Here is a 21,416-nt window from a genome sequence, read left to right on the forward strand (position 1 = left end):
TCACAAGCCCTTCGCTGCCTGCGCCACCGCACGGAACAGCGCGCGGCCCTTGTTCATGGTTTCCTGCCATTCGGCATCGGGATCGGAGTCATAGACCACGCCGCCGCCGGCCTGCACGTACAGGTAACCGTCCTGGATCACCGCAGTGCGAATCGCGATGGCGGTATCGGCATCGCCGTTCCAGCCGATGTAGCCGACTGCGCCGGAATAGACATTGCGCTTGACCGGCTCCAGCTCGCGGATGATCTCCAGCGCACGGATCTTCGGCGCACCGCTGACGGTGCCAGCCGGGAAGGTCGCGCGCATCACATCGCTGTAGCTCAGGCCGGCCTTCAAGGTGCCGGTGACTTCGCTGACGATATGCATGACGTGGCTGTAGCGTTCGATCACGAACTGCTCGCCGACCTTGACCGTGCCCGGTTCGGCGACGCGGCCGACGTCATTGCGGCCGAGGTCGATCAGCATCACATGCTCGGCACGCTCCTTGGGGTCGGCCAGCAGCTCGACTTCCAATGCCTTGTCCAGTTCCGGCGTGGCGCCGCGTGGACGGGTGCCGGCGATCGGACGCACGGTGACGATGCCATCGCGCAGGCGCGCCAAGATCTCCGGCGAGGAGCCGACCACCTGGGTGCCGCCAACATCGATGAAATACATGTACGGCGACGGGTTCAACGCACGCAGCGCGCGGTACACATCGATCGGCCGCGCGCGGAACGGCACGCGCAGGCGCTGGCTGGGCACGACCTGGAAGATATCGCCGGCACGCACGTATTCCTGCGCCTTGCGCACCACCGCATGGTATTCCTCGCGGGTGAACGAGGACTGGAAATCCTGCTCGTCGATGGCGTCGGACACCTGCGACTGCGGGTAACCGGCGCCGCCCTGACGCAGGCGGTGGGCCAGCTCATCGAGGCGACGGTTGGCGCGCGCCCAGGCCTGCGGCTGCGCCGGGTCGGCGTGCACGATCAGGTACAGGCGGCCCTTGAGGTTGTCGAACACCGCCAGCTCTTCGGACAGCATCAGCAGGATGTCGGGCGTACCCAGCTCATCAGGCTTTTCGCCCGCGCCCAGGTGCGGCTCGATGTACTGGATGCACTCGAAGCCGAACCAGCCAACCAGGCCGCCGGTGAAGCCCGGCAGGCCGTCCAGCTGCGGCACCGAATACTGCTTGCGCAGCACTTCCACCTCGGCCAGCGGATCGGCCACTTCGCGGCGCTCCACCACTTCGCCCAGCTCGCTGACTTCCAGCGTATGCCCGCGGAAGCTGTAAATGCGGCGTGCGGGCATGCCGATGATGGAATAGCGCCCGAAACGTTCGCCGCCTTCGACCGATTCAAACAGGTAGGTATACGGGCCGTCGGCGAGCTTCAGGTAGACCGAAAGCGGCGTGTCCAGGTCGGACAGCACTTCACGGACGACGGGGACGAAATTATGCGGGTGTGCGCTGTAGCCTTCAGCGGCCAGCTGCTGGAACTGCTCTTGCGTGATCAAGACGGCTTTCCTTCCGGGAATCGACGGTGGCGGTACGGACGACGGCAACGGGCCACCATCGCCACCAGCGGCGAGCGGAAGAAAGGGAACGCTTGGTCGTCAGAATGGGCACCGGGCAACTCTACCGCAAGATTGGCGCCCGGTGTGCATCCGCAGCATGGGGATTTGCTTGCAGCGGCAACGATTCAACCGCGCAGCAAGGGGGTTGCGGCCGGCAGATGCATGCGTACCCGCCCGGCCACGCACTGGATGTGGAAACGTCGGGCCTGCAGCGGTTCACCGTCCAGATTCAGGGTCAGCGGTTGCTCGGCCTCGATCCACAGCTCGCGCAGCCGTGCGCGTTCAGCCACCTGCTCCAGCGCCGCATGCTTGCCTTCGCTGAACAAGGTACCGAGGGTGGTCATCAGTTCGCCGGACAGCTCCGGAATGATGGTCAGGTCCAGCAAGCCATCATCCAACAGCGCATCGGGGCATAGCTGCTGGCCGCCACCGGCCTGGCGCCCATTGCCAACGCCAAGTGCGATGAAACCACCCTGCCACTCGAAATCCTTGCCGTGGATGCGCGCCTGGATCGGCTCGATCCGGCCCAGCTTGCCGATCCCGGTGACGACGTAGGCCAGGCCGCCGAGCATCTTCTTCAGGCCTTCGTGGGTCTCCACCGTCACTTCGGTGCCAAAGCCGCCGCTGGCCAGGTTGGCACACCAGTGGACCTTGCCATCGCCCTCCACGCGCAGCAGATCGATGGTGCGCGCCTGTGTATGTGCTGGCAGCTGCAATGCCGGCAACGGTTCGAACGGAATGCCGGCAGCGGTGGCGAAGTCGTTGGCGGTGCCCAATGGCAGCAAGGCCAAGGCCGGCAATCGCGCCGCATCCTGCCCCGTGTGCGCCAGCGCCTCGGCGACTTCGCTCAAGGTGCCGTCGCCGCCGCCTGCAATCAGCAGCTGCGCCTGCGCGGCGATGGCTTCGCGCACATAGCGCTCGGCGTCGCCGGCTTCCCAGGTCACCCGCACCTGCAGACGCTGCCCTTTTTCACGGACCTGCGTCACTGCATCGCGCACGCCATCGTCGCCAGCGGATTTGCCATTGAGGATCAGGTACCAGGGTGCTGCTTGCATGCGGATCTCCAGGGAAGGCGCGCAGCCTAGCAAGGGGATTGCTGCAGGCGGGTGAATGTCACTGTGTTGTCACAGCGCATCCGGAGAATGAAAGGCCATAGCAAGGACGATGGATGGAGGCAGGATCAGCCTCCGATGATTCCCCGGCCGCAACGGCAACGTTGCGGCTTTTTTTTGTTTCACCGGTAGAGCCGAGCCATGCTCGGCTGGGGCATTACCGGGGAATTCCAAAGATCACAGGTGAAGCCCCTGCCGAGCATGGCTCGGCACTACCTTGGCATTGTCGGTGAAGCCTCTGCCGAGCATGGCTCGGCACTACGGTTCAGCCGCCTTTGGCGAATTTCTGCAGCGCTTCGCCTTGCAGGCGGTAGACCGTCCATTCGTCCTGCGCTACCGCGCCGGCGGCCTTGTAGAAATCGATGGCCGGGGTGTTCCAGTCCAGCACCGACCATTCGAAGCGGCCGCAGCCCTGCTCCACCGCCAGCCTGGCAATGTGCTGCAGCAAGGCCTTGCCGGCCCCGCTGCCGCGCGCATCGGGGCTGACGTACAGGTCTTCCAGGTAGATGCCATTGCGACCCAACCAGGTCGAGTAGTTGTAGAAGAACACCGCGTAACCGATGGCCTGACCGCCGCGCTCGCAGATCAGGGCCTGTGCCTTGGCATCGGCAGCAAACAGGCTGGCACGAATGCCGGCCTCGTCGGTCTGCACCGAGGATTCGGCTTTCTCGTAGATGGCCAACTCGCGGATGAAGTGCAGGATCAGGCCTGCGTCATCAGCGATGGCCGGACGGATCTGCACTTCAGCCACGCGCATCACTCAGCCTCGCGCCGCAGCAACATTGCCGCGCATTTTGCTGATCATCTCGGCGTAGTCGGGCGCGTTGAAGATGGCCGAACCGGCAACGAAGGCATCGGCACCGGCAGCGGCGATCTCACCGATGTTGTCGGCCTTTACGCCGCCGTCCACTTCCAGCAGCACCGGCTTGCCGAGCTTGTCGATCATCGCCCGCACCGCGCGCAGCTTGTCCAGCGTCGACGGGATGAAGGCCTGGCCGCCGAAGCCCGGGTTGACCGACATCAGCAGCACCAGGTCCAGGTCTTCCAGCACCCAGTCCAGCACTTCGACCGGGGTTGCCGGGTTCAGCACCAGCCCGGCCTTGCAGCCATGCGACCTGATCAGCTGGATGGTGCGGTGGACGTGGCGGCTGGCTTCCGGGTGGAAGCTGATGATGCTGGCACCGGCCTCGGCGAAGTCCGGCACGATGCGGTCCACCGGCTCCACCATCAGGTGCACGTCGATGGGCGCGGTGACGCCATGCTTGCGCAGCGCCTGGCAGACCATCGGGCCAATGGTCAGATTGGGCACGTAATGGTTGTCCATCACGTCGAAATGGACCCAGTCGGCGCCGGCGGCCAACACGTTGTCGACCTCCTCGCCGAGCTTGGCGAAATTGGCCGAGAGAATGGACGGGGCGATGATGCAGTTGGACATGACGGAGCCTTTCAGCGCTTGCGCAGGGTTTTGATGCGGTCGTAGGCGGCGTTGATCTGCCGGGCCTTCTTTTCAGCATGGGCGCGCAGCTCGGGGGCGGCGCCGGCCACTTTGTCGGGGTGGTACTGGGACATCAGGCGGCGGTAGGCCAGGTCGATCTCGGCGTCGGTGGCGTCGCGGGGGACCCCCAGCTCACGGTACGGCAGGTCCTTCCCCAGCTTGAACCAGTCGCTGTCGAAGGCATGCCCCAGCAACAGGCCAATTATCCCGCCAAACAAGGGGTTGGGCCTGAAAAGCAGGGCCCCGGCAATGAAACCGAACAGTTTTCCGTACCAGCGCATGGGTGGGCGAATGGCCTGAGGACAATCAAGACGTGCATTTTATGCCACAGCGGCCCAATCCCGCCGTACACTAGGCCGCCCGCCGACCAGCCGCGGGCCCTGCGGGTCCTCCAGACCCGGGTCCTCCACGCCGGCGGCATTCATTGCCAAGTCCCAGGAGTGCCCGTGCCGACCACGCTGTTGCAATCCGATCTTCCCGGCCTGCCCTTGCGCCATCGTGGCAAGGTGCGTGATGTGTTTGATATCCCGCGCGAACGTCTGCCAGCCGGAACACCCCCGGGCGAATACCTGTTGATGGTTGCCACCGACCGCCTGTCGGCATTCGACGTGGTGCTGCCCGACCCGATCCCGGGCAAGGGCGAGATGCTGTGCCAGGTATCCAACTTCTGGTTCGCCAAGACCGCGCACCTGATGCCCAACCACCTGACCGGCATCGACGTGGCCAGCGTGCTGCCCGAAGGCGTGGACCCGGCGCTGTACGCCAAGCGTGCGGTGGTGACCAAGAAGCTCAAGCCGGTACCGGTGGAAGCCATTGCCCGCGGCTACGTGATCGGCAGCGGCTGGAAGGACTACCAGCGCACCGGCAAGATCAGCGGCATCGCCCTGCCCGACGGCCTGCAGCAGGCCGAAAAGCTGCCCGAGGCCATCTTCACCCCGTCGACCAAGGCGGCAGTGGGCGACCACGACGAGAACATCGACTTCGACGCGATGGTCAAGGCGGTTGGCGCCGACATGGCCGAGAAGGTGCGTGACGCGACCCTGCGCATCTACAAGTTCGCCGCCGAATACGCGGCCGAACGCGGCATCCTGCTGGCCGACACCAAGTTCGAGTTCGGCACTGATGCCGATGGCCGTCTGTACATCATGGACGAGATGCTGACCCCGGACTCCTCGCGTTACTGGCCGGCCGACGAATACCAGGTGGGCATCAGCCCGCCCAGCTACGACAAGCAGTTCGTGCGCGACTACCTGGAGACGCTGGACTGGGACAAGACCGCCCCGGGCCCCGCTCTGCCGGCCGAGGTGATCGAACGCACCCGCGCCAAATACGCCGAAGCGCTGGACAGGCTGGCCGGCATCAGCGTCGACTGATTCCTGCAGTACCGGTCACGGATGCGCACGGCCACCGTGCGCATCCGTAGGGAAGCCGCGCTATGCTCTGCCAGTCAACCCGGGAGGGAACGTGGAATGAGTATTGCGCGACCGGTGGATCGTTACTTCGCCAGCTACTCCGGCGATCACGTCAACCACACCAACCAGGCCATCCACGTCATCGCGGTGCCCGCGATCCTGTGGTCAGTCATCGCCCTGCTGTGGTGCATCCCGCCGCTGGTGCCGTGGTTCCAGCATGGCATCTGGGCGGCGTTCGCCATGTTCGGCACCTGGGCCTATTACAACCGGCTGTCCCGCCCGCTGGGCATCGGCATGCTGATCATCTTCTTCGTGTTCGGCTGCATCTGCCGGCTGCTGGAAGACCGGCTCGGCATCCAGATGCTGTTGTACATCGCCATCGGTGTGTTCGTGGTGGCATGGATCGCGCAGTTCATCGGCCACAAGATCGAAGGCCGCCGGCCGAGTTTCCTCACCGACCTGACCTACCTGCTGATCGGCCCGATCTGGGTGCTGGCCAAGCTGTTCCGGCAGTTCGGCTGGCGTTATTGAGGCAGCAGGCCACCACGGTTCAGTGCTCCGGCAAGGTTTCCTCGGCACCCTCGTTGATGCCGACAAACATTCCCCTCTGCACCAGGAAGGCCCGCGGTGCATAGCCGAAATCACGCCGCGCCGGCTCGATGTCGAACGCCAGCGGATCACGCATGCGTTCCAGCACCGCCTCGTTCATGCCGAGCAACCGTCCCTTGCCGTGCGCCTTGCGCAACGCCCACACGAAGAGCGGCGTGGGTACCCGCAGCAGCAGCGGGCGCGGTCGCAACGTGGCCAAGACCCGCCGCACCATCTGGTTGTAGGGCAGTACCTCGCCCCCCCCCACCGCATAGGCCCGGCCATGGCTGGCGGCTGCAGGGAGCACCTGCAACACCGCCTTGGCAAGGTCCTGCACATGCACTGGTTGCCGCATGCCCTTGGCGGAGGTTGGCAATACCAGCAGGCGCGTGCGCTGGGCCATACGCGCAATCGAGGTAAGGGTTTTGTCGCGCCCGGCACCGTAAATCAGGGTCGGGCGCAGTACGGTGGCAGCCACCCCGCGTTCGGCGGCGGTGGCGAACAGCAGCTGCTCCGCTTCCCGCAGCCGGCGGGCGACGTCCCTTTCGGCCGGTTCGGCCGAGTCCTGCTTGACCTCGGCACTGGTCGAGCCGAACGCCACCACCCGCGGGCTGTGGATATCCGATCCGGCATACCAGCGAGCGAAATTGTCCAAGGGACCGCAGCTGATCACCGCGTCGAAGGCCTGTCCATCGCGCCAGAAGCCGTAAAGATCGGCCTGCACCCAGTGGACACCCGGTGTGTCGGCGTGGGCTTGGCGTGACACCGCCGTCACCTCCCAGCCAGCTGCCAGCAGCTGCGCCAACAAGGGTTCGCCAATCTGGCCACTGCCACCAAATACCAGCGCGCGGCCAGCGACCGCTGCGCTGTGAATATCGTTCTCCATGCGCGGAAGGATAGGCGAAGCAGGCCCGATTCCGTAGCCGCCACCGGGAGTTGGCCTTGCTCGGTGCGAACTGCGGGGCCGGCTGTCGCAGCAGCGGTGTAAACAGCGACGCTGACATTGCTGACACGCTGGGCATCTGTGCCAGCCGATGATTCGCCAGCTTCGCGGCTCACCCCACGCCCACCAACGACCCGCCTGCTCGCCCGCGATGTAGCCCGGGTAAGCGCAGCGCACCCGGGGAGCAGGGGGCGATGACTGCCAATACCGGTCGCGATGTCTTTCTCATCGGGCAATACCTTGCGCTCCCCGGTGCGCTGCGCTTACCCGGGCTACCTGATCGCCGCTGCCATACCGACCAAAGACGGTCCACTGCAGCTGATCGGGGCAGGCCCCCAGGAGCTAGCGATGGGCCAAAGTTTCCGCGTTTTCCGCCCGCAGCCACTGGCAGTACTGGCTCCGCCGATCCAACCCGAACGGATCATTCAGAAAAAGTCGCGGATCGAAAAAATCGCCTGTTAGACTGCAAAACCCCTTTCTGAACCGCGCCCCTACATGACGCCCGTCCTGTTGCTGCTGCTTGCGTTGCCGTTCCTGCTGGCAGCGGCCATTGCCCTGACGGGCCGCCTGTCACGTGGCGCGGCCGCCTGCCTGGCGGGCGCGGCACCGGTGTTGGGGCTGGCCCTGCTGGGCAGCGTCACCCCGGCCGTGCTCGACGGCGAGATCGTCCGCAACAGCTGGCAGTGGCTGCCGCAGATCGGCCTGGATTTCAGCCTGCGCCTGGATGGCCTGGCCTGGATGTTCGGCGAGCTGGTGCTGGGCATCGGTGCGTTGGTGGTGCTGTACGCGCATTACTACCTGTCCCCGCAGGACAGCGCGCGCCGCTTCTACAGCTACCTGCTGCTGTTCATGGGCGCGATGCTGGGCATGGTGCTGGCCGGCAACCTGTTGCTGTTGATGGTGTTCTGGGAGCTGACCAGCATCAGTTCGTTCCTGCTGATCGGCTTCTGGTCGCACCGCAAGGACGCCCGCGAGGGCGCGCGCATGGCCTTGATCGTCACCGGCGGCGGCGGTCTGGCGCTGCTGGCCGGCGTGCTGTTGATCGGCCGCATCGTCGGTAGTTTCGACCTGGACGTGGTGCTGGCCTCGGGCGACGTGATCCGCAGCAGCGCCTTGTATCCGTGGGCACTGCTGCTGGTGCTGGCCGGCATCTTCACCAAGAGCGCGCAGTTCCCGTTCCAGTTCTGGCTGCCGCATGCGATGGCAGCACCGACGCCGGTCTCGGCCTACCTGCACTCCGCGACCATGGTGAAGGCCGGTGTATTCCTGCTGGCACGCCTGCACCCCGCATTGGCCGGCACCGAATTGTTCTTCTACGTGGTCAGCGGCATCGGTGCGCTCACCCTGCTGATCGGCGCCTGGAATGCGATCTTCCAGCACGACCTCAAAGGCCTGCTGGCCTATTCGACGATCTCGCACCTGGGCCTGATCACCCTGCTGTTCGGCCTGTCCACACCGATGGCAGTGGTGGCCGGCGTGTTCCACATCCTCAACCACGCCACCTTCAAGGCCTCGCTGTTCATGGCCGCCGGCATCATCGACCACGAGACAGGCACCCGCGACATGCGCCGCCTCGGCGGCCTGCGCAGGCTGATGCCGATCACCAGCGCACTGGCCATCGTCGCCTCGCTGGCGATGGCCGGCATCCCGCTGCTCAACGGCTTCCTGTCCAAAGAAATGCTGTTCGCCGAGGCACTGGCAACGCAGGGCCCGGACTGGATGCGCTCGGCGATGAGCGCCGCCGCCCTGCTCGCCGGCATCCTTGGCGTGGCCTACAGCCTGCGTTTCGTCCACGACACCTTCTTCGGCAAGGGCCCGGTCGACATCGCGGTGGTGCCGCATGAGCCGCCGCGCTGGATGAAGGTGCCGGTGGAAGTGCTGGTAGTGATCTGCCTGGCCGTCGGCATCGCCCCGGCGCTGACCATCGCACCGGTGCTGCAGACCGCAGCGGCGTCGATCCTTGGCACGTCAATGCCGGAGTACAGCCTGTCGGTCTGGCACGGCTTCAACCTGCCGTTGGCGATGAGCGCGATTGGCGTGGTCGGCGGTGTTGCGCTGTACTTCGGCCTGCGCCGCTTCACCGACCTGTATGCCGCGCGCAACCGCCCCACCGGCAAGCACCTGTTCCATCGCGGGCTGGACGCGTTGTTCGGCTTCGCCCACCGCGTCACCACCGTGCTGGCCAATGGCAGCCTGCAGCGCATGCTGTTCGCGCTGGTGCTGGTGGCGGTGATCGTCGCTGCAGCGCCTTACATCGCCAATCCGGTGATGCCGGTGTGGCCGGCCCCGCAGTCCATGCCCTTGCTGGGCTGGACACTGTGGCTGGTGATGCTGGCCTGCGCGTTCGCCGGGCTGTTCCTGTACCAGCAGCGTCTGCTGGCGGTGATCGTGATGGGCGGCACCGGCCTGATGGTGGCGCTGACCTTCGTGTTCCTGTCGGCACCGGACCTGGCCCTGACCCAGCTGATGGTGGAGATGGTGACGCTGGTGCTGATGCTGCTGGGCATGAACTACCTGCCCGCACAGTCGCCGCCGGAGCACTCGCGCTGGCGCAAGCGCCGCGATGCGGTGCTCGCCATCCTTGCCGGCGGCGGCATCGCCGCGCTGGCCTATTCGCTGATGACGCTGCCGCCCAACACCATGTCCGGTGAAATGCTGCTGCGTTCACTGCCCGAGGCCTATGGCCACAACGTGGTCAACGTGATCCTGGTCGACTTCCGCGGCTTCGATACCTTCGGCGAGATCACCGTGTTCGGCATCGCCGCGCTGGTGGTGCACGCGATGCTGCGGCGCACGCGGATGGCGCCGGAGCAGATCATGCCGGGCCCACCCATCAAGCTGCCGGTGCCTGCCGATCTGGCCCAGATCATGTTCCCGCTGACGCTCACGGTGTCGATCTTCCTGTTCCTGCGCGGCCACAACGCGCCTGGTGGCGGCTTCGTCGCCGGCCTGGTGCTGGCGGTGCCGTTGCTGATCCAGTACGTGATCCAGGGCACCGAGTCGGTGGAGTCGCGCTTCGGCTTCGACTACATCCGCTGCATCGGCCTGGGCCTGTTGATCGCCCTGCTCAGCGGCGTGGCCTCGATGCTGTTCGGCGTACCGTTCCTGACCAGTGGCCACCTCGACCTGGAGCTGCCGCTGATCGGCACCGTGCCGCTGGCCAGTGCGATTGGTTTTGACACCGGCGTCTACCTGGTGGTGTTTGGCGGGGTGATGCTGATCCTGTCGATGATGGGCACCATCAAGCCCTCGCGCACCCGCAATGCCCGCAACGGCGAAATCGATATCCACCGCCGTTCGGCACGCACCGGGGAGATGCACTGATGGAACTGGCACTGGCAAGCGCCATCGGCGTACTGGCCGGCATCGGCGTGTACCTGTTGCTGCGTGCTCGCAGCTTCGATGTGATCCTGGGCATGACCTTCCTGTCCTATGCCACCAACCTGCTGATCTTCAGCGCGGGGCGGCCGGTCACCGGCAAGGCGCCGGTGCTCAAGGACGGCGTGGCCACCAGCCTGGTGCACTACACCGACCCGCTGCCGCAGGCGCTGGTGCTGACCGCCATCGTGATTGCGTTTGCGATGACCGCGGTCAGCATCGTGCTGGCGATGCGCAGCCGCAGCGACAACCACAGCGACCACGTCGACGCGCATGAACCCGAATTGCCGGCTGAGCAAGCGGCCAAGCCGGAGGCTGGCGCATGAATCACCTGGTGATCCTGCCGATCCTGATTCCACTGCTGGGCGCTGCGCTGTCGCTGTTCATCGAACACCGCCGTTATGGCCCCAAGGTGCAACGCACGGTGGCCTGGGCCAGCATGGCCGCGCTGGCAGCGGCGGTGGCATTACTGTTCGCACAGACCAGCCAGGGCCAGATCTCGGCCTACCTTCTGGGTGACTGGCCGGCACGGCTTGGCATCGCGCTGGTGGCTGATGGCCTGGCCGGCTGGATGCTGCTCACCACCCTGCTGCTGGCCATCGCCTGCCTGCTGTACGCCTGCACCGGTTGGGACCGGCGCGCGCCGCACTTCCATGCGTTGTTCCAGTTCCAACTGGTCGGCCTCAACGGCGCCTTCCTGACCGGCGACATCTTCAACCTGTTCGTGTTCTTCGAGGTGATGCTGATCGCCTCCTACGGCCTGTTGCTGTCCGGCGGACGTGGCCTGCGCATGCGCATCGGCCTGCATTACGTGGTGTTCAACGTCACCGCCTCGACCCTGTTCCTGATCGCGCTGGGCATGCTCTACGCCACCTTGGGTTCCTTGAACCTGGCCGAGATCAGCCAGCGCATCGTCGAGTTGCCACCCTCGCACCTGAAGCTGGCCAAGGCCGCCCTGGGCTTGCTGCTGCTGGTGTTCTGCTCCAAGGCAGCGCTGCTGCCGATGTATCTGTGGCTACCGGAGTCGTATGCACGTGCGCCGGCCGCGGTCGCCGCGCTGTTCGTGATCATGACCAAGGTCGGCCTGTACTCGGTGCTGCGCGTGACCTCGCTGTGGTTCGATGCCGACGCCGGCGCGCTGAGTGGTTACGGCAGCGATTGGCTGTTGTGGGCCGGCATCGCGACCCTGGTGGTTGGCGCGCTGGGTGCACTGGCAGCCACCCGCATGAGCGTGCTGGTGGCTTACCTGGTGGTGGTGTCTGCGGCGACCTTGTTCATCGCCTTCGCGCTGGGCAGCACCGGCACCATCTCCGCTGGCCTGTATTACCTGCCGCACAGCACCTTCGCCGCCGCTGCGCTGTTCCTGATCGCCGACCTGATGCGGCGCCGGCGCCAGCAGGCCGACCGCCGCCGCGAGCATGAGCTCACCGTACTGCCGGGCAAGACCGTGCCGGGCCTGTTGTTCCTGGTTGGTGCGGTGGCCGTTGCCGGCCTGCCGCCGCTGGCCGGTTTCCTGGCCAAGGCCGCGCTGCTCTCGGCCGTGCCGGAAGCACATACCGCCGTGGTCTGGAGCGCCGTGCTGGGCAGCAGCCTGCTGGTGATCATGGGCCTGGCCCGCACCGGCATCCGCCTGTTCTGGCATGTACCCGGTGACGATGACAGTGCTCCCCCGCCAGAACCGGATGAAGCCCCGGCACGTCCCTTCGAAACCGCCGCCACCTGCCTGCTGCTCGGCTATGTGGTGCTGATGACGGTGTTCGCCGGGCCGCTGATGCGGCAGACCGATGCCATCGCCACGCAGCTGCTGGCGCCGGATCAGTACCTGCAAGACGTACGCGGCACCACGCCGCAGGTGAGGCAGCCATGAGCGAACGTCGCCCCCTGCTGCGCCGGGTATTCCCATCGCCCGCCCTGTCGATCACCGTGGTCGCCTTCTGGCTGTTGATGTCCGACAGCTTCGACCTTGGCCAGTTGCTGCTGGGCATGCTGCTTGGAACCGTGATCCCGCTGTTCGCCGCGCGCCTGGACCGCGAGTTCGCCCGCCTCGGCAGCTTGCGGCCGGTACCCAAGCTGTTGGCCGTGGTGTTGTGGGACATCCTGGTCTCCAACCTGCGCGTGGCCGCGCAGGTGCTGGGGCCCGAGCACAAGCTCAAGCCCGGCTTCATCTGGGTACCACTGGATATCGCCAACATCCACGGCATCGCCGCACTGACCAGTTTCATCACCCTGACCCCGGGCACGGTGTCGGCGGCGTTGTCCGAGGACCGCCGCCATCTGCTGGTGCATGTGTTGCACCTTGAGGATGCCAACGCCCTGATCAACGAGATCAAGAGCCGCTACGAAGCGCCGCTGATGGAGATCTTCCCGTGAACGGTTACCAGATATTCGAAACCACGCTGATCGTGTGCATGCACGTGGTCGGCATCGCCATGCTGCTGGGCTTGTGGCGGCTGCTGCGCGGGCCGACCGTGCCCGATCGCATCCTGGCGCTGGACACCTTGTCGGTCACCGCCATCGCCGAGCTGATGCTGTTCGGCATGTACCTGGACTCGGCCATCTACTTCGAAGCTGCACTCATCATCGCCATGCTCGGCTTCTGCAGCACCGTGGTGCTGAGCAAGTTCGTGCTGCGCAGGGATATCGTCGAATGATCACCTTTCTGCAGATCGCATTGTCGGCGCTGCTGGCCTTCGGCTGCTTCTTCATCCTGGTCGGTGCACTCGGCCTGGTGCGTTTCTCCGATTTCTTCAAACGCCTGCACGCACCGACCAAGGCCAGCACGCTGGGCGTGGGCTGCGTGCTGGTGTGTTCGGTGGCGTACCACATCTTCCTCGGCCAGGACCCGCAGCCGCGCGAGCTGCTGATCACCGTGTTCCTGTTCATCACCGCCCCGATCAGCGCCCACCTGATGGCCAAGGCCGCGCTGTCGCTGATGATGGAAAGCCGGCCGGAGCCGCCAAAAGAGTAATACCGAGCAGTTCCTCCTGTAGTGCCGAGCCATGCTCGGCATGAGGGCTTCCCGGTAACGCCGCTGCCGAGCATGGCCCGGCATTACAGGTCCGCGTCAGCGCAGCTGCAGCTGCCTGGCGTCATCTACCCGCACATGTGTCTGGTAGTAATACTTGTCGCTGACGCGCCTGCCATCAGCAACGAACCCGATACGCACCATCCGCGCCGCACCCCGCACCAGAATCGCGCGTCCCTTCAAGGCTGTGCCAGGATCCGCCCCATATTGAGCCACCAACTCCTGAACTGCACCGGGGCCGATGCTGATGCTCAGATTGCGCGGATCGCGGTAATCCGATTGGGAGTTCAGGTACAACCTGCCATCGGCATTGCCACTGGCACGCACCGTCAGCGCAAACACCCCATCCACCCCGCGCTGCGGCCCAGCGGCAGCCGCCAACTGCACCGCCATGGAAGGATCCAGCCATGTGCTGCTACGGCCGACATGCGCACATCCAGCCAAACCCATGCACGCCACAACCATCAACATAAACCTACGCATGCTCGACTCCTTGTCAGCTTGGAGCCGCTGATTCAAGCCGAGCACGGGCATTGAATGCAAGGGACAACGGCGCCACCCAACCTGTGGAACCGGCGTCAGCAGCGCAGCCACCGCAGCAGCAGGGGCAACGCAGCAGGGAGATGCATTCAATCCGGCGCCTTGGTTCTTGTCAGTTTCACGGCTTACGCCGCTCTTACAAGGTGAACAGCGCCAACTCCAGGCCTACCCACGCCAGGAACGCGACGAACAACACCGCGCCTTCGCCACGGCTGATCTTCAGGTCGCCGCGCAGCATCGGGTACAGCATGAGCACGAACACGATCGCCGCTGGCAGCTCCAGGCGTACGAACGAGGCCGGCAAGGGCATCGGCCGCAGGGCCGCCATGCCGCCGATAACCACCAGTACATTGAACAGGCTGGAGCCGATCACGTGGCCCACCACCATGTCGCCCTGCCCGCGGCGTGCCGCGGCAATGGCGGCTGCCACCTCCGGCAGCGCGGTGCCAATGGCCACCGGCAACAGGCCGGTCAGCAGCGGCGACATGCCCCAGGCTGCACCAATCACCGGCGCGGACTGCACGACAAAGCGCGCACCGTAGTACAGCACCACCGCGGCGATGACCAGGCGGATCAGGTTCAAGCCAAGCACGGTGCGGGTGGTGGCGTAGTCGGCAATTGCCTCCTGCAGCGCCGCCGGTTCCTGCCGCGCACGGCGCAGCACGAACGCCAGCATCCCCACGAAGCCCAGCAGCAGCACGATGCCTTCGATGCGGCTGATGGCACCATCCAGACCGAACACGATCAGGGCCAGGCTGGCCACCGCCAGCAGCACCAGCAGCGGCGACAGCAGACGGGTGCGCACCAGCAACGGATAGGCCAGGGCCGCCAGCGCCAGGGTCAAACCGACATTGACGATGTTGCTGCCTACCGCATTGCCCAGGGCCAGCTCCTGCGCCCCTACGGCAAACGCGCGGGCGTTGACCACCAGCTCCGGCAGCGAGGTACCGAAGGCCACCAGCAGCAAGCCGGCAACGAAAGGCGAGGCGCCGAAACGCTGGGCCAGGCCAGAGGCCGCCTTGACGATGGAGTCACCGCCCAGGGCCAACAGCACCAGACCCAGTACAAACCATGCGATCGCTTCAAACATCCTTCGTTTCTCCCGGCGTGGATGGCGGCGACCCGCGGCCGCGCCTGTTGCGGCAGCAGGGTATCAGCCGCAGCCTTCGACGTAATCCACCTGCGGCGGCACGCCCACCCGCCAGGCACTGGCCCGGCCGTCGGCGCCGAGCTCGAACACCAGCCAGCTCTGGCTGCCATCGCTGGCCGGCACCCGCAGCATTTTGCCGCCATCCACATATTTGTGGGGCTGCGGCGCCTCGGCCTGCGGGTACAGCGCCTGCAGCTGCGCCAGATCCATGCCTATCCGGCCCCCGCCCGGCGCCGGGGCGTCGCCCCCACGCACGTCATAGCGCAGGAACTGGTTGCCTTCGAGCATGAAGAACGGCCCCGCCGAGGTGTTTGCCGGCGATGACAGGTAATAGCAGCCGCCGTCAGCGGCCGCGTCGCCCTGCAGCTCCTCCCCCCAGGCCACGCGCAGCTGTTCCACATCGATGCCCAACTGTGCGGGCCCATAGCCCTGCCAATCCGCGTCACCCGCCACCACCGCCGTGGCGGGGGGTGCGGGCGTGGCCTGCGCTGCCGGTGCGGCGGCGGGTCCAGTTGCCACAGGCTCGGCCGGTGGCGTGCGTTGGCAGGCTGCCAGCAGCATGGCCAACAGGGATAACGGCAAGGCGATGCGCTTCATGCGGTGACTCCAGCGGGGTCCGCGGTGGAGTCTAGCCGCAACCGTGCCTAGCACGCGCGAAGACACCTTTGTCATCGTGATTTCACCTGCAGGCGACAGTCTGGGCACTCACCCCGCCTGCTCCCATCCCCATGCACCCGCTCAAGACCGAACGTGGCCGCACCGTGCTGCAGACGCACGGCAACGCGCTGGACCTGCGCCAACGCAGGGCGCTGATCCTGTGTGATGGCAAACGCAGCCTGGCCGAGCTCGGCGGCATGCTGGGGGACGACGCGGCGGCGCTGATCGCGCAGCTCCAGCGCGAGGGCTATGTACTGGCCGAGGATGCTGCCGCCACAAGCACGGCACCCGCTGCGCCAGTGGCCGCTGCACCGGTGGAGCGGCGGCGCTCGATGGTGGTCGCACGCATCTATGTACTGGACATCCTGGCACTGCAGCGCAACCCCACCGCTGCCCATCTGCACAAGCTGCTGCAGGCCGCGCGCGCGGAGGCCGATACCGTCAGCGCGCTGAAGCTGGCGCTGAGCCACCTGCCGGCAATGACCTCCGATGGCTACACCCAGCGGGTCCGCGGGCGCCTGCAGGAAGTATTGCCGGAGGCACACCTGGCAGCGGTGCTGGCACCGCTGCCAGCCTGACTCAGTTCTTCGGCGGCGCGAAGTTGTTGCGCAGCCCGCTCCAGCAGGCCTGGTAGCCACGCTGGCGGTGCGCGGCCTGCATGGCCTGTTCGGTCGGGCGGATCACGCCACGGGTCTCGAACATGAAGGCCATGGTGTCGGTGATCACGTCGGGCTTGGACAGGTCGGCCTGCGAGGCCTTGTCGAAGGTGGCCGCATCCGGGCCGTGGCCGGTCATGCAGTTGTGCATCGACGCACCGCCAGGCACGAAGCCCTCGGCCTTGGCGTCGTAGGCACCGTGGATCAGGCCCATGAACTCGCTGGCGATGTTGCGGTGGAACCACGGCGGGCGGAAGGTGTTCTGCGCCACCAGCCAGCGCGGCGGGAAGATCACGAAATCCAGGTTGCTGGTGCCCGGGGTATCGCTGGCCGAATGCAGCACCAGAAAGATCGATGGATCCGGGTGGTCGTAGCTGATCGAGCCGATGGTGTTGAAGTGGCGCAGGTCGTAGCGGTACGGCGCGTAGTTGCCGTGCCAGCCGACCACGTCCAGCGGCGAGTGGCCGATGTCGGCACGCCACAGGCGGCCCTGGAACTTGGCGACCAGCTCGAACTGGCCGTCGAGGTTTTCGAAGGCGGCGACCGGGGTTTCGAAGTCGCGCGGGTTGGCCAGGCCATTGCTGCCGATCGGGCCGAGGTCGGGCAGCTTCAGCAGCGCGCCGAAGTTCTCGCAGACATAGCCACGCGCCTGGCCATCCGGCAGCTCCACCGCGAAGCGCACGCCGCGCGGGATCACCGCGATCTGCTGCGGTTCGATCTCGATCACGCCCAGCTCGGTGCGTAGGCGCAGGCGGCCGAGCTGCGGCACGATCAACAGCTCGCCATCGGCGTTGTAGAAGTAGCGCCCGCGCATGTCGGCGTTGGCCGCATACAGGTGGATGCCTGCGCCGCTATGGGCTTCGGCCGAGCCGTTGCCGCCCATCGTGTACAGGCCCTCGACGAAATCGGTGGGCGTGGTGGGCAGCGGCAGCGGGTCCCAGCGCAGCTGGTTGGGCGAAGCGGCCGCATGGCTGAAATCGCTGTGCAGGTGCGGCTGCTCGAACGGGGTGAATTCACCGTGCATCGCCGCCGGGCGGATGCGGTACAGCCAGCTGCGGCGATTGCTGCCACGCGGCGCGGTGAAGGCGGTGCCGGTCAGCTGTTCGGCATACAGCCCGTGCGCCACCTGCTGCGGCGAATTGCGACCCACCGGCAAGGTGCCGGGCACAGCCTCGGTGGCGAACTCATTGCCGAAGCCGGATTGATAAGCGTTGCTGACCATCACGAACCTGCCTGTGTTGTTGCGTTCAAAGCCCCACCCCTCCGGGAGAGAGGTTGGGGTGAGGGTAAGAGCTGAAGCAATGCCGCTTAAAGCCCCTCTCCCTCCGGGAGAGGGGTTGGGGTGAGGGTAAGGCTTTCAGCCATCATCAGAATGGCTTCCAGCACCGCATCCACCTGCAGCAACACATCGTTGTCCCAGAAGCGCAATACGGTCAAACCTTGCTGTTCCAGGAAGCGAGTGCGTACCCGATCAATGTCTTCATTGTGCTGTGAGCCATCGAGCTCCACCACCAGCCGTTTGGCCTCACAGTAAAAATCCACGATGTACGGCGGAACCGGATGCTGCCTGCGAAACTTCAAGCCGCACAGCTGGCCGCTCCTCAACCTGTTCCAGAGCTTGCGCTCGGCGTCGGTCTGGTTACGGCGAAGCCTGCGGGCGCGGCCCAGAGTAACCGTGGGTAATGGCGGTTTGCTGCTGTAGCTCATGAAACGGCCTCCTTGCGCCTTCCGTGATCTTTAGCAGCTTCGCCCTCACCCCAACCCCTCTCCCGGCGGGAGAGGGGCTATGTCCTATAGCGCGCTGCGTCTTACAGCACACCACGCTTGATCTGGTCGCGCTCGATGCTTTCGAACAGGGCCTGGAAGTTGCCTTCGCCAAAGCCCTCGTTGCCCTTGCGCTGGATGATCTCGAAGAAGATCGGACCAATGCAGTTCTGGGTGAAGATCTGCAGCAGCTTGCGCTGCTTGGTTTCCGGGTCGGCGTCGATCAGGATCTTGTTCCTGCGCAGGCGCTCGACATCTTCGCCATTGTTCGGAATGCGCAGGTCGACCACGTCGAAGTAGGTGTCCGGCGTGTCCAGGAACTCAATGCCCTGCGCGCGCATCGCCTCGACGGTGTCGTAGATGTTGTCGGTGAAGCAGGCGATGTGCTGGATGCCCTCGCCCTTGTAGGCGTCGAGGTATTCGTTGATCTGGCTCTTCGGGTCGGACGACTCGTTGAGCGGGATGCGCACGATGCCGTCCGGTGCGGTCATTGCCTTGGACACCAGGCCGGTCTTGGCCCCCTTGATGTCGAAGTAGCGGATCTCGCGGAAGTTGAACAGGCGCTCGTAGTAGTCCGACCACTGCTGCATGTTGCCCAGGTACAGGTTGTGGGTCAGGTGGTCGATGAAGGTCAGGCCGAAGCCGACCGGGTTCTGCTCGGCACCGTCGATGACCTCGTAGTCGGCATCGTAGATGCTGCCGGTCGTACCGTAGCGGTCCACCAGGTACAGCATGCAATCACCGATGCCCTTGATCACCGGTGCCGGTACCGCGCGGGTTTCGGCCAGCAGGTCCACTTCCTCGGCACCGTTGCCCAAGGCCGCCGACAGTACCTCGGCGGCCGGCTTCTGGAAGCGGATGGCGAAGCCGCAGGCGCTCGGCCCATGCTTGGCGGCGAAGTCGGCGGCAAACGAGTTGGGCTCCTCGTTCACAAGAAAGTTGACGCCGCCTTGACGGTAGACGGTAATAGCACGCTGCCGGTGGCGGAGGACGGCCGTGAACCCCATGTTCTTGAAGTAGTCGTGCAGCTGGGCAGCCTGCCCCGCCGGTGCGGCGAACTCGACGAACTCAAAACCATCGATACCCATCGGGTTTTCAAAGGTGGTGACCTGCATGCCCAGGTTGGGCGCGTTGGATGCGGTTGGGGTATTCATGGGTTGCCTCCGGAAGCATGGCGGTCGCCGGGGTGCCGGCGATGAAAACAGGAAGACTCGCCAAAAAGCGGGTCTGGACCGAAGGTTATAGTTTCACATGAAACCACCATCAAGGTGCACTGCAGCATGAGCTCTTCCGATTACAGCAAGTCCACCAGCATCCGCGCCTCGCACGTGTTGCTGGATCTTGAGCAGTTCCTGCCTTACCGCATCAGCGTGTTGTCCAACCGGGTGAGCGGCAACATCGCCCGGCTGTACGGCGAGCGCTATGGCCTGGCCATTCCCGAATGGCGGGTGATCACCATCCTGGCGCTGTACCCGGGCTCCTCGGCCAGCGAAGTGTCCGAGCGCACGGCGATGGACAAGGTGGCCGTCAGCCGCGCAGTGGCGCGCCTGCTGGAGCGCGGTTTCATCAAACGCGAGACCCATGGCGATGACCGCCGGCGCTCGGTGCTGGCACTGTCGGCCGCCGGCTTCGAGGTCTACGAGACCATCGCACCGATGGTGATCGAGATGGAACGCCGCCTGATGTCGGCGCTCAGCGAGGAAGAAGAACAGGTACTGGAACGCCTGATCACGCGTCTGGCAGATGCCGGCCTGCCGCGCATGACCGAAGGCTGATCGTCGCCGACGATCAGCTCAGGTGCTTGCGCTGCGCGTAGATCCACGGCGCGGCCAATGCGGCGATGGCACCGCCGGCAAAGCCAAGTGCGGCCGCCACGGCCGCTGCTTCCACCCGCCCCGGCAGGGCCAGCGCGGCCAGCAACAACAGGCCTGCCGGCAGACCGATGAACGAGGCCAGGAAGAAGCGCCAGCGTGGTACCCAGGTGTGCAGCTGCATCAGACTGGCGCCGGCCCAGGCCTCGCCGGCCCGGCTGCGTCCAATTTTGTCCACCAGTTTGACCAGGTCGACCTCGGCGACAGTCTTGCCGGTACGCGCCAATGCTAACTCCGCGCCAACCTCGGACGGATCGGGCCAGTTGGATGGCCATGACTGTGGCGCGTCCACTCCATAGGCGGTCAACAACGGCAGCGTCAACGCCGGCGCGGACAGCGCGCGCAGCTTGCGCTTGTCCAGCACGCACCACACCTGCGGCAGGCCATCGCAGTGGACCTGGTACAGCGCCAGCTGCGCCGCCGTCGGATACGGCAAGGCAGTGACCCGCGCCGCCATCGACTCGACGCCCATGCTGCGCAGAAAGCCCACGCGGCTGCGGCCACTGTGCGCCCAGGCCAGCCCCAGCGGTGCCAACAACATCACCTCGGCATGCTCCGGGCTGCCACTGTTGGCGCGGTCATCACTGGCCAGATAGGCCGACAACGATCTGGGCTCGGCCACATCCCGGACGCCCCAGCGCTGTGAATGCCCCAGCAGGAACTTCAGCGGCACCCGCGCGGCAGTGGTCTCACCGCGCGCGGCGTCCGAGGCAAACGGCACCACCGAGGCAACGAAGGCACGCAGTTCGTTGCCGGGGCTGCTGCTCCATTCGCTCGGCAGCAGGCCTGCGAGCAGACCATTACGCGCGACCTGGTCGATCTGCTCCTTCTGTTCCACCAGTCGCGTCACCGCCGACTGCAGCATGATGTTGGGCGGCACCGCCGCCTGCGGCAGCCGGTAGTGCGCCGGCGGTGCGGGCTCTTCCGGTGCTGCGCTTTCGTCCAGCAGTTCCTCCACCGTGGGCAGGCTGGTGCCAGACAGGTCCTGTACGGTGGTCTCGGGGCTGGAATCGGGGCTGGCAGCTGGCTGCATGGGGAAAGAGGGCGATGAGCCGGATGCAGGGGGATTGCTTCGTTAGCGGCCGCGGGCGAACAAAATGAAGATGGCGGCTGTTGCCCCCTCCCTTGCGCATCGCGCAGGGGAGGGCTGGGGAGGGGTGCTTTGGCTTTGGCTTTGGCTTTGGCTTTGGCTTTGGCTTTGGCTTTGGCTTTGGCTTTGGCTTTGGCTTTGGCTTTGGCTTTGCTTCCAGCCGACAGCTAACAGCTAACAGCAA

Annotated in this window: 23 protein-coding genes; 10 read left to right on the plus strand and 13 right to left on the minus strand. The window is 65.6% G+C overall.

The features are described from left to right. The 5 genes from trpE to B2527_RS01815 form a co-directional block, all read right to left on the minus strand. On the minus strand, nt 1–1,491 hold the full coding sequence (trpE, locus tag B2527_RS01795) for an anthranilate synthase component I (RefSeq protein ID WP_293705838.1): 1,491 nt from the start codon (nt 1,489–1,491) through the stop codon (nt 1–3). 185 nt (nt 1,492–1,676) lie between these two features. Next, the gene (yegS, locus tag B2527_RS01800; RefSeq protein ID WP_293705839.1) at nt 1,677–2,606 is read right to left on the minus strand and encodes a lipid kinase YegS; all 930 of its coding nucleotides are present in this window, start codon (nt 2,604–2,606) and stop codon (nt 1,677–1,679) included. Nucleotides 2,607–2,928: 322 nt separating this feature from the next. Next, the gene (locus tag B2527_RS01805; protein ID WP_293705858.1) at nt 2,929–3,414 is read right to left on the minus strand and encodes a GNAT family N-acetyltransferase; all 486 of its coding nucleotides are present in this window, start codon (nt 3,412–3,414) and stop codon (nt 2,929–2,931) included. Between the two features lie 9 nt (nt 3,415–3,423). Continuing rightward, nucleotides 3,424–4,098 (minus strand): ribulose-phosphate 3-epimerase, encoded by a 675-nt coding sequence (rpe, locus tag B2527_RS01810; RefSeq protein ID WP_293705840.1) that lies wholly within the window; start codon nt 4,096–4,098, stop codon nt 3,424–3,426. 11 nt (nt 4,099–4,109) lie between these two features. Next, nucleotides 4,110–4,439 (minus strand): J domain-containing protein, encoded by a 330-nt coding sequence (locus B2527_RS01815; protein WP_293705841.1) that lies wholly within the window; start codon nt 4,437–4,439, stop codon nt 4,110–4,112. Nucleotides 4,440–4,604: 165 nt separating this feature from the next. On the opposite strand from B2527_RS01815, the gene B2527_RS01820 reads away from it, so the two are divergent. Together B2527_RS01820 and B2527_RS01825 are read left to right on the plus strand one after the other, a co-directional pair. Continuing rightward, the gene (locus tag B2527_RS01820) at nt 4,605–5,531 is read left to right on the plus strand and encodes a phosphoribosylaminoimidazolesuccinocarboxamide synthase (RefSeq protein ID WP_293705842.1); all 927 of its coding nucleotides are present in this window, start codon (nt 4,605–4,607) and stop codon (nt 5,529–5,531) included. A 96-nt stretch (nt 5,532–5,627) separates the two neighbouring features. After that, entirely contained in the window at nt 5,628–6,101 is a 474-nt protein-coding gene (locus B2527_RS01825) for a DUF962 domain-containing protein (protein WP_293705843.1), read from the plus strand. 19 nt (nt 6,102–6,120) lie between these two features. Here B2527_RS01825 and B2527_RS01830 read toward each other — a convergent pair whose 3' ends face one another. Beyond that, nucleotides 6,121–7,044, minus strand: a complete 924-nt coding sequence (locus B2527_RS01830) for an NAD-dependent epimerase/dehydratase family protein (protein ID WP_293705844.1) — start codon at nt 7,042–7,044, stop codon at nt 6,121–6,123. A gap of 552 nt (nt 7,045–7,596) precedes the next feature. On the opposite strand from B2527_RS01830, the gene B2527_RS01835 reads away from it, so the two are divergent. Genes B2527_RS01835 through B2527_RS01860 form a run of 6 tightly spaced genes read left to right on the plus strand, consistent with a single transcriptional unit; the run spans nt 7,597 to nt 13,447 of the window. Further along, a complete protein-coding gene (locus B2527_RS01835) occupies nt 7,597–10,425 on the plus strand; it encodes a monovalent cation/H+ antiporter subunit A (protein WP_293705845.1) in 2,829 nt (942 codons plus the stop codon). Further along, complete coding sequence (locus B2527_RS01840; RefSeq protein WP_282271841.1) at nt 10,425–10,805, plus strand: Na+/H+ antiporter subunit C; 381 nt, start codon at nt 10,425–10,427, stop codon at nt 10,803–10,805. Before B2527_RS01835 ends, B2527_RS01840 begins: the two co-directional genes overlap by 1 nt. Beyond that, nucleotides 10,802–12,346 carry a monovalent cation/H+ antiporter subunit D gene (locus B2527_RS01845; protein WP_293705846.1) on the plus strand — a complete coding sequence of 515 codons (1,545 nt, stop codon included), beginning with the start codon at nt 10,802–10,804 and terminating at the stop codon, nt 12,344–12,346. The genes B2527_RS01840 and B2527_RS01845 overlap by 4 nt, the downstream gene beginning before the upstream one ends. Then, on the plus strand, nt 12,343–12,849 hold the full coding sequence (locus B2527_RS01850; protein ID WP_282271845.1) for a Na+/H+ antiporter subunit E: 507 nt from the start codon (nt 12,343–12,345) through the stop codon (nt 12,847–12,849). The genes B2527_RS01845 and B2527_RS01850 overlap by 4 nt, the downstream gene beginning before the upstream one ends. 38 nt (nt 12,850–12,887) lie before the next feature. Next, entirely contained in the window at nt 12,888–13,130 is a 243-nt protein-coding gene (locus tag B2527_RS01855) for a K+/H+ antiporter subunit F (protein WP_231732514.1), read from the plus strand. Next, nucleotides 13,127–13,447: a Na+/H+ antiporter subunit G gene (locus tag B2527_RS01860; protein ID WP_405051648.1), complete on the plus strand. Its 321-nt coding sequence runs from the start codon at nt 13,127–13,129 to the stop codon at nt 13,445–13,447. Before B2527_RS01855 ends, B2527_RS01860 begins: the two co-directional genes overlap by 4 nt. Before the next feature lie 96 nt (nt 13,448–13,543). Here the strand turns inward: B2527_RS01860 and B2527_RS01865 are convergent, their stop codons facing one another. The 3 genes from B2527_RS01865 to B2527_RS01875 form a co-directional block, all read right to left on the minus strand. Further along, entirely contained in the window at nt 13,544–13,897 is a 354-nt protein-coding gene (locus B2527_RS01865; RefSeq protein WP_293705847.1) for a hypothetical protein, read from the minus strand. Nucleotides 13,898–14,180: 283 nt separating this feature from the next. Further along, complete coding sequence (locus B2527_RS01870; RefSeq protein WP_293705848.1) at nt 14,181–15,134, minus strand: calcium/sodium antiporter; 954 nt, start codon at nt 15,132–15,134, stop codon at nt 14,181–14,183. A 63-nt stretch (nt 15,135–15,197) separates the two neighbouring features. Continuing rightward, nucleotides 15,198–15,791, minus strand: coding sequence for a lectin (locus B2527_RS01875; protein ID WP_293705849.1), 594 nt, complete (start codon nt 15,789–15,791; stop codon nt 15,198–15,200). 131 nt (nt 15,792–15,922) lie between these two features. Here B2527_RS01875 and B2527_RS01880 point away from each other — a divergent pair, with 131 nt between their 5' ends. After that, on the plus strand, nt 15,923–16,429 hold the full coding sequence (locus B2527_RS01880) for a hypothetical protein (protein WP_293705850.1): 507 nt from the start codon (nt 15,923–15,925) through the stop codon (nt 16,427–16,429). 1 nt (nt 16,430) lies between these two features. On the opposite strand, the gene hmgA is transcribed toward B2527_RS01880, so the two are convergent. From hmgA to hppD, 3 genes are all read right to left on the minus strand, one after another. After that, on the minus strand, nt 16,431–17,729 hold the full coding sequence (gene hmgA / locus B2527_RS01885) for a homogentisate 1,2-dioxygenase (RefSeq protein ID WP_293705851.1): 1,299 nt from the start codon (nt 17,727–17,729) through the stop codon (nt 16,431–16,433). An 86-nt stretch (nt 17,730–17,815) separates the two neighbouring features. Further along, on the minus strand, nt 17,816–18,214 hold the full coding sequence (locus B2527_RS01890) for an endonuclease domain-containing protein (RefSeq protein WP_293705852.1): 399 nt from the start codon (nt 18,212–18,214) through the stop codon (nt 17,816–17,818). Between the two features lie 101 nt (nt 18,215–18,315). Continuing rightward, nucleotides 18,316–19,425, minus strand: a complete 1,110-nt coding sequence (gene hppD / locus B2527_RS01895; RefSeq protein ID WP_293705853.1) for a 4-hydroxyphenylpyruvate dioxygenase — start codon at nt 19,423–19,425, stop codon at nt 18,316–18,318. A gap of 126 nt (nt 19,426–19,551) precedes the next feature. Between hppD and B2527_RS01900 the strand changes: the two genes are divergently transcribed. Continuing rightward, nucleotides 19,552–20,046 carry a MarR family winged helix-turn-helix transcriptional regulator gene (locus B2527_RS01900; protein ID WP_293705854.1) on the plus strand — a complete coding sequence of 165 codons (495 nt, stop codon included), beginning with the start codon at nt 19,552–19,554 and terminating at the stop codon, nt 20,044–20,046. A gap of 13 nt (nt 20,047–20,059) precedes the next feature. Here the strand turns inward: B2527_RS01900 and B2527_RS01905 are convergent, their stop codons facing one another. Then, a complete protein-coding gene (locus B2527_RS01905) occupies nt 20,060–21,175 on the minus strand; it encodes a hypothetical protein (RefSeq protein ID WP_293705855.1) in 1,116 nt (371 codons plus the stop codon). Between the last annotated feature and the right edge of the window lie 241 nt (nt 21,176–21,416).

The organism is Stenotrophomonas sp. UBA7606, assembly GCF_002477705.1.
Lineage (GTDB): Bacteria > Pseudomonadota > Gammaproteobacteria > Xanthomonadales > Xanthomonadaceae > Stenotrophomonas.

Bases quoted from the DNA above. Each gene is read 5' to 3' on its own strand.
- B2527_RS01815 (WP_293705841.1), bottom strand. From the start codon at position 4,439: ATGCGCTGGTACGGAAAACTGTTCGGTTTCATTGCCGGGGCCCTGCTT.
- B2527_RS01900 (WP_293705854.1), top strand. From the start codon at position 19,552: ATGAGCTCTTCCGATTACAGCAAGTCCACCAGCATCCGCGCCTCGCAC.
- B2527_RS01880 (WP_293705850.1), top strand. From the start codon at position 15,923: ATGCACCCGCTCAAGACCGAACGTGGCCGCACCGTGCTGCAGACGCAC.
- B2527_RS01860 (WP_405051648.1), top strand. From the start codon at position 13,127: ATGATCACCTTTCTGCAGATCGCATTGTCGGCGCTGCTGGCCTTCGGC.
- rpe (WP_293705840.1), bottom strand. From the start codon at position 4,098: ATGTCCAACTGCATCATCGCCCCGTCCATTCTCTCGGCCAATTTCGCC.
- B2527_RS01865 (WP_293705847.1), bottom strand. From the start codon at position 13,897: ATGGCGGTGCAGTTGGCGGCTGCCGCTGGGCCGCAGCGCGGGGTGGAT.
- B2527_RS01905 (WP_293705855.1), bottom strand. From the start codon at position 21,175: ATGCAGCCAGCTGCCAGCCCCGATTCCAGCCCCGAGACCACCGTACAG.
- B2527_RS01825 (WP_293705843.1), top strand. From the start codon at position 5,628: ATGAGTATTGCGCGACCGGTGGATCGTTACTTCGCCAGCTACTCCGGC.
- B2527_RS01870 (WP_293705848.1), bottom strand. From the start codon at position 15,134: ATGTTTGAAGCGATCGCATGGTTTGTACTGGGTCTGGTGCTGTTGGCC.
- B2527_RS01875 (WP_293705849.1), bottom strand. From the start codon at position 15,791: ATGAAGCGCATCGCCTTGCCGTTATCCCTGTTGGCCATGCTGCTGGCA.
- B2527_RS01890 (WP_293705852.1), bottom strand. From the start codon at position 18,214: ATGAGCTACAGCAGCAAACCGCCATTACCCACGGTTACTCTGGGCCGC.
- B2527_RS01850 (WP_282271845.1), top strand. From the start codon at position 12,343: ATGAGCGAACGTCGCCCCCTGCTGCGCCGGGTATTCCCATCGCCCGCC.
- B2527_RS01840 (WP_282271841.1), top strand. From the start codon at position 10,425: ATGGAACTGGCACTGGCAAGCGCCATCGGCGTACTGGCCGGCATCGGC.
- hppD (WP_293705853.1), bottom strand. From the start codon at position 19,425: ATGAATACCCCAACCGCATCCAACGCGCCCAACCTGGGCATGCAGGTC.
- yegS (WP_293705839.1), bottom strand. From the start codon at position 2,606: ATGCAAGCAGCACCCTGGTACCTGATCCTCAATGGCAAATCCGCTGGC.
- hmgA (WP_293705851.1), bottom strand. From the start codon at position 17,729: ATGGTCAGCAACGCTTATCAATCCGGCTTCGGCAATGAGTTCGCCACC.
- B2527_RS01845 (WP_293705846.1), top strand. From the start codon at position 10,802: ATGAATCACCTGGTGATCCTGCCGATCCTGATTCCACTGCTGGGCGCT.
- B2527_RS01830 (WP_293705844.1), bottom strand. From the start codon at position 7,044: ATGGAGAACGATATTCACAGCGCAGCGGTCGCTGGCCGCGCGCTGGTA.
- B2527_RS01835 (WP_293705845.1), top strand. From the start codon at position 7,597: ATGACGCCCGTCCTGTTGCTGCTGCTTGCGTTGCCGTTCCTGCTGGCA.
- B2527_RS01855 (WP_231732514.1), top strand. From the start codon at position 12,888: ATGCACGTGGTCGGCATCGCCATGCTGCTGGGCTTGTGGCGGCTGCTG.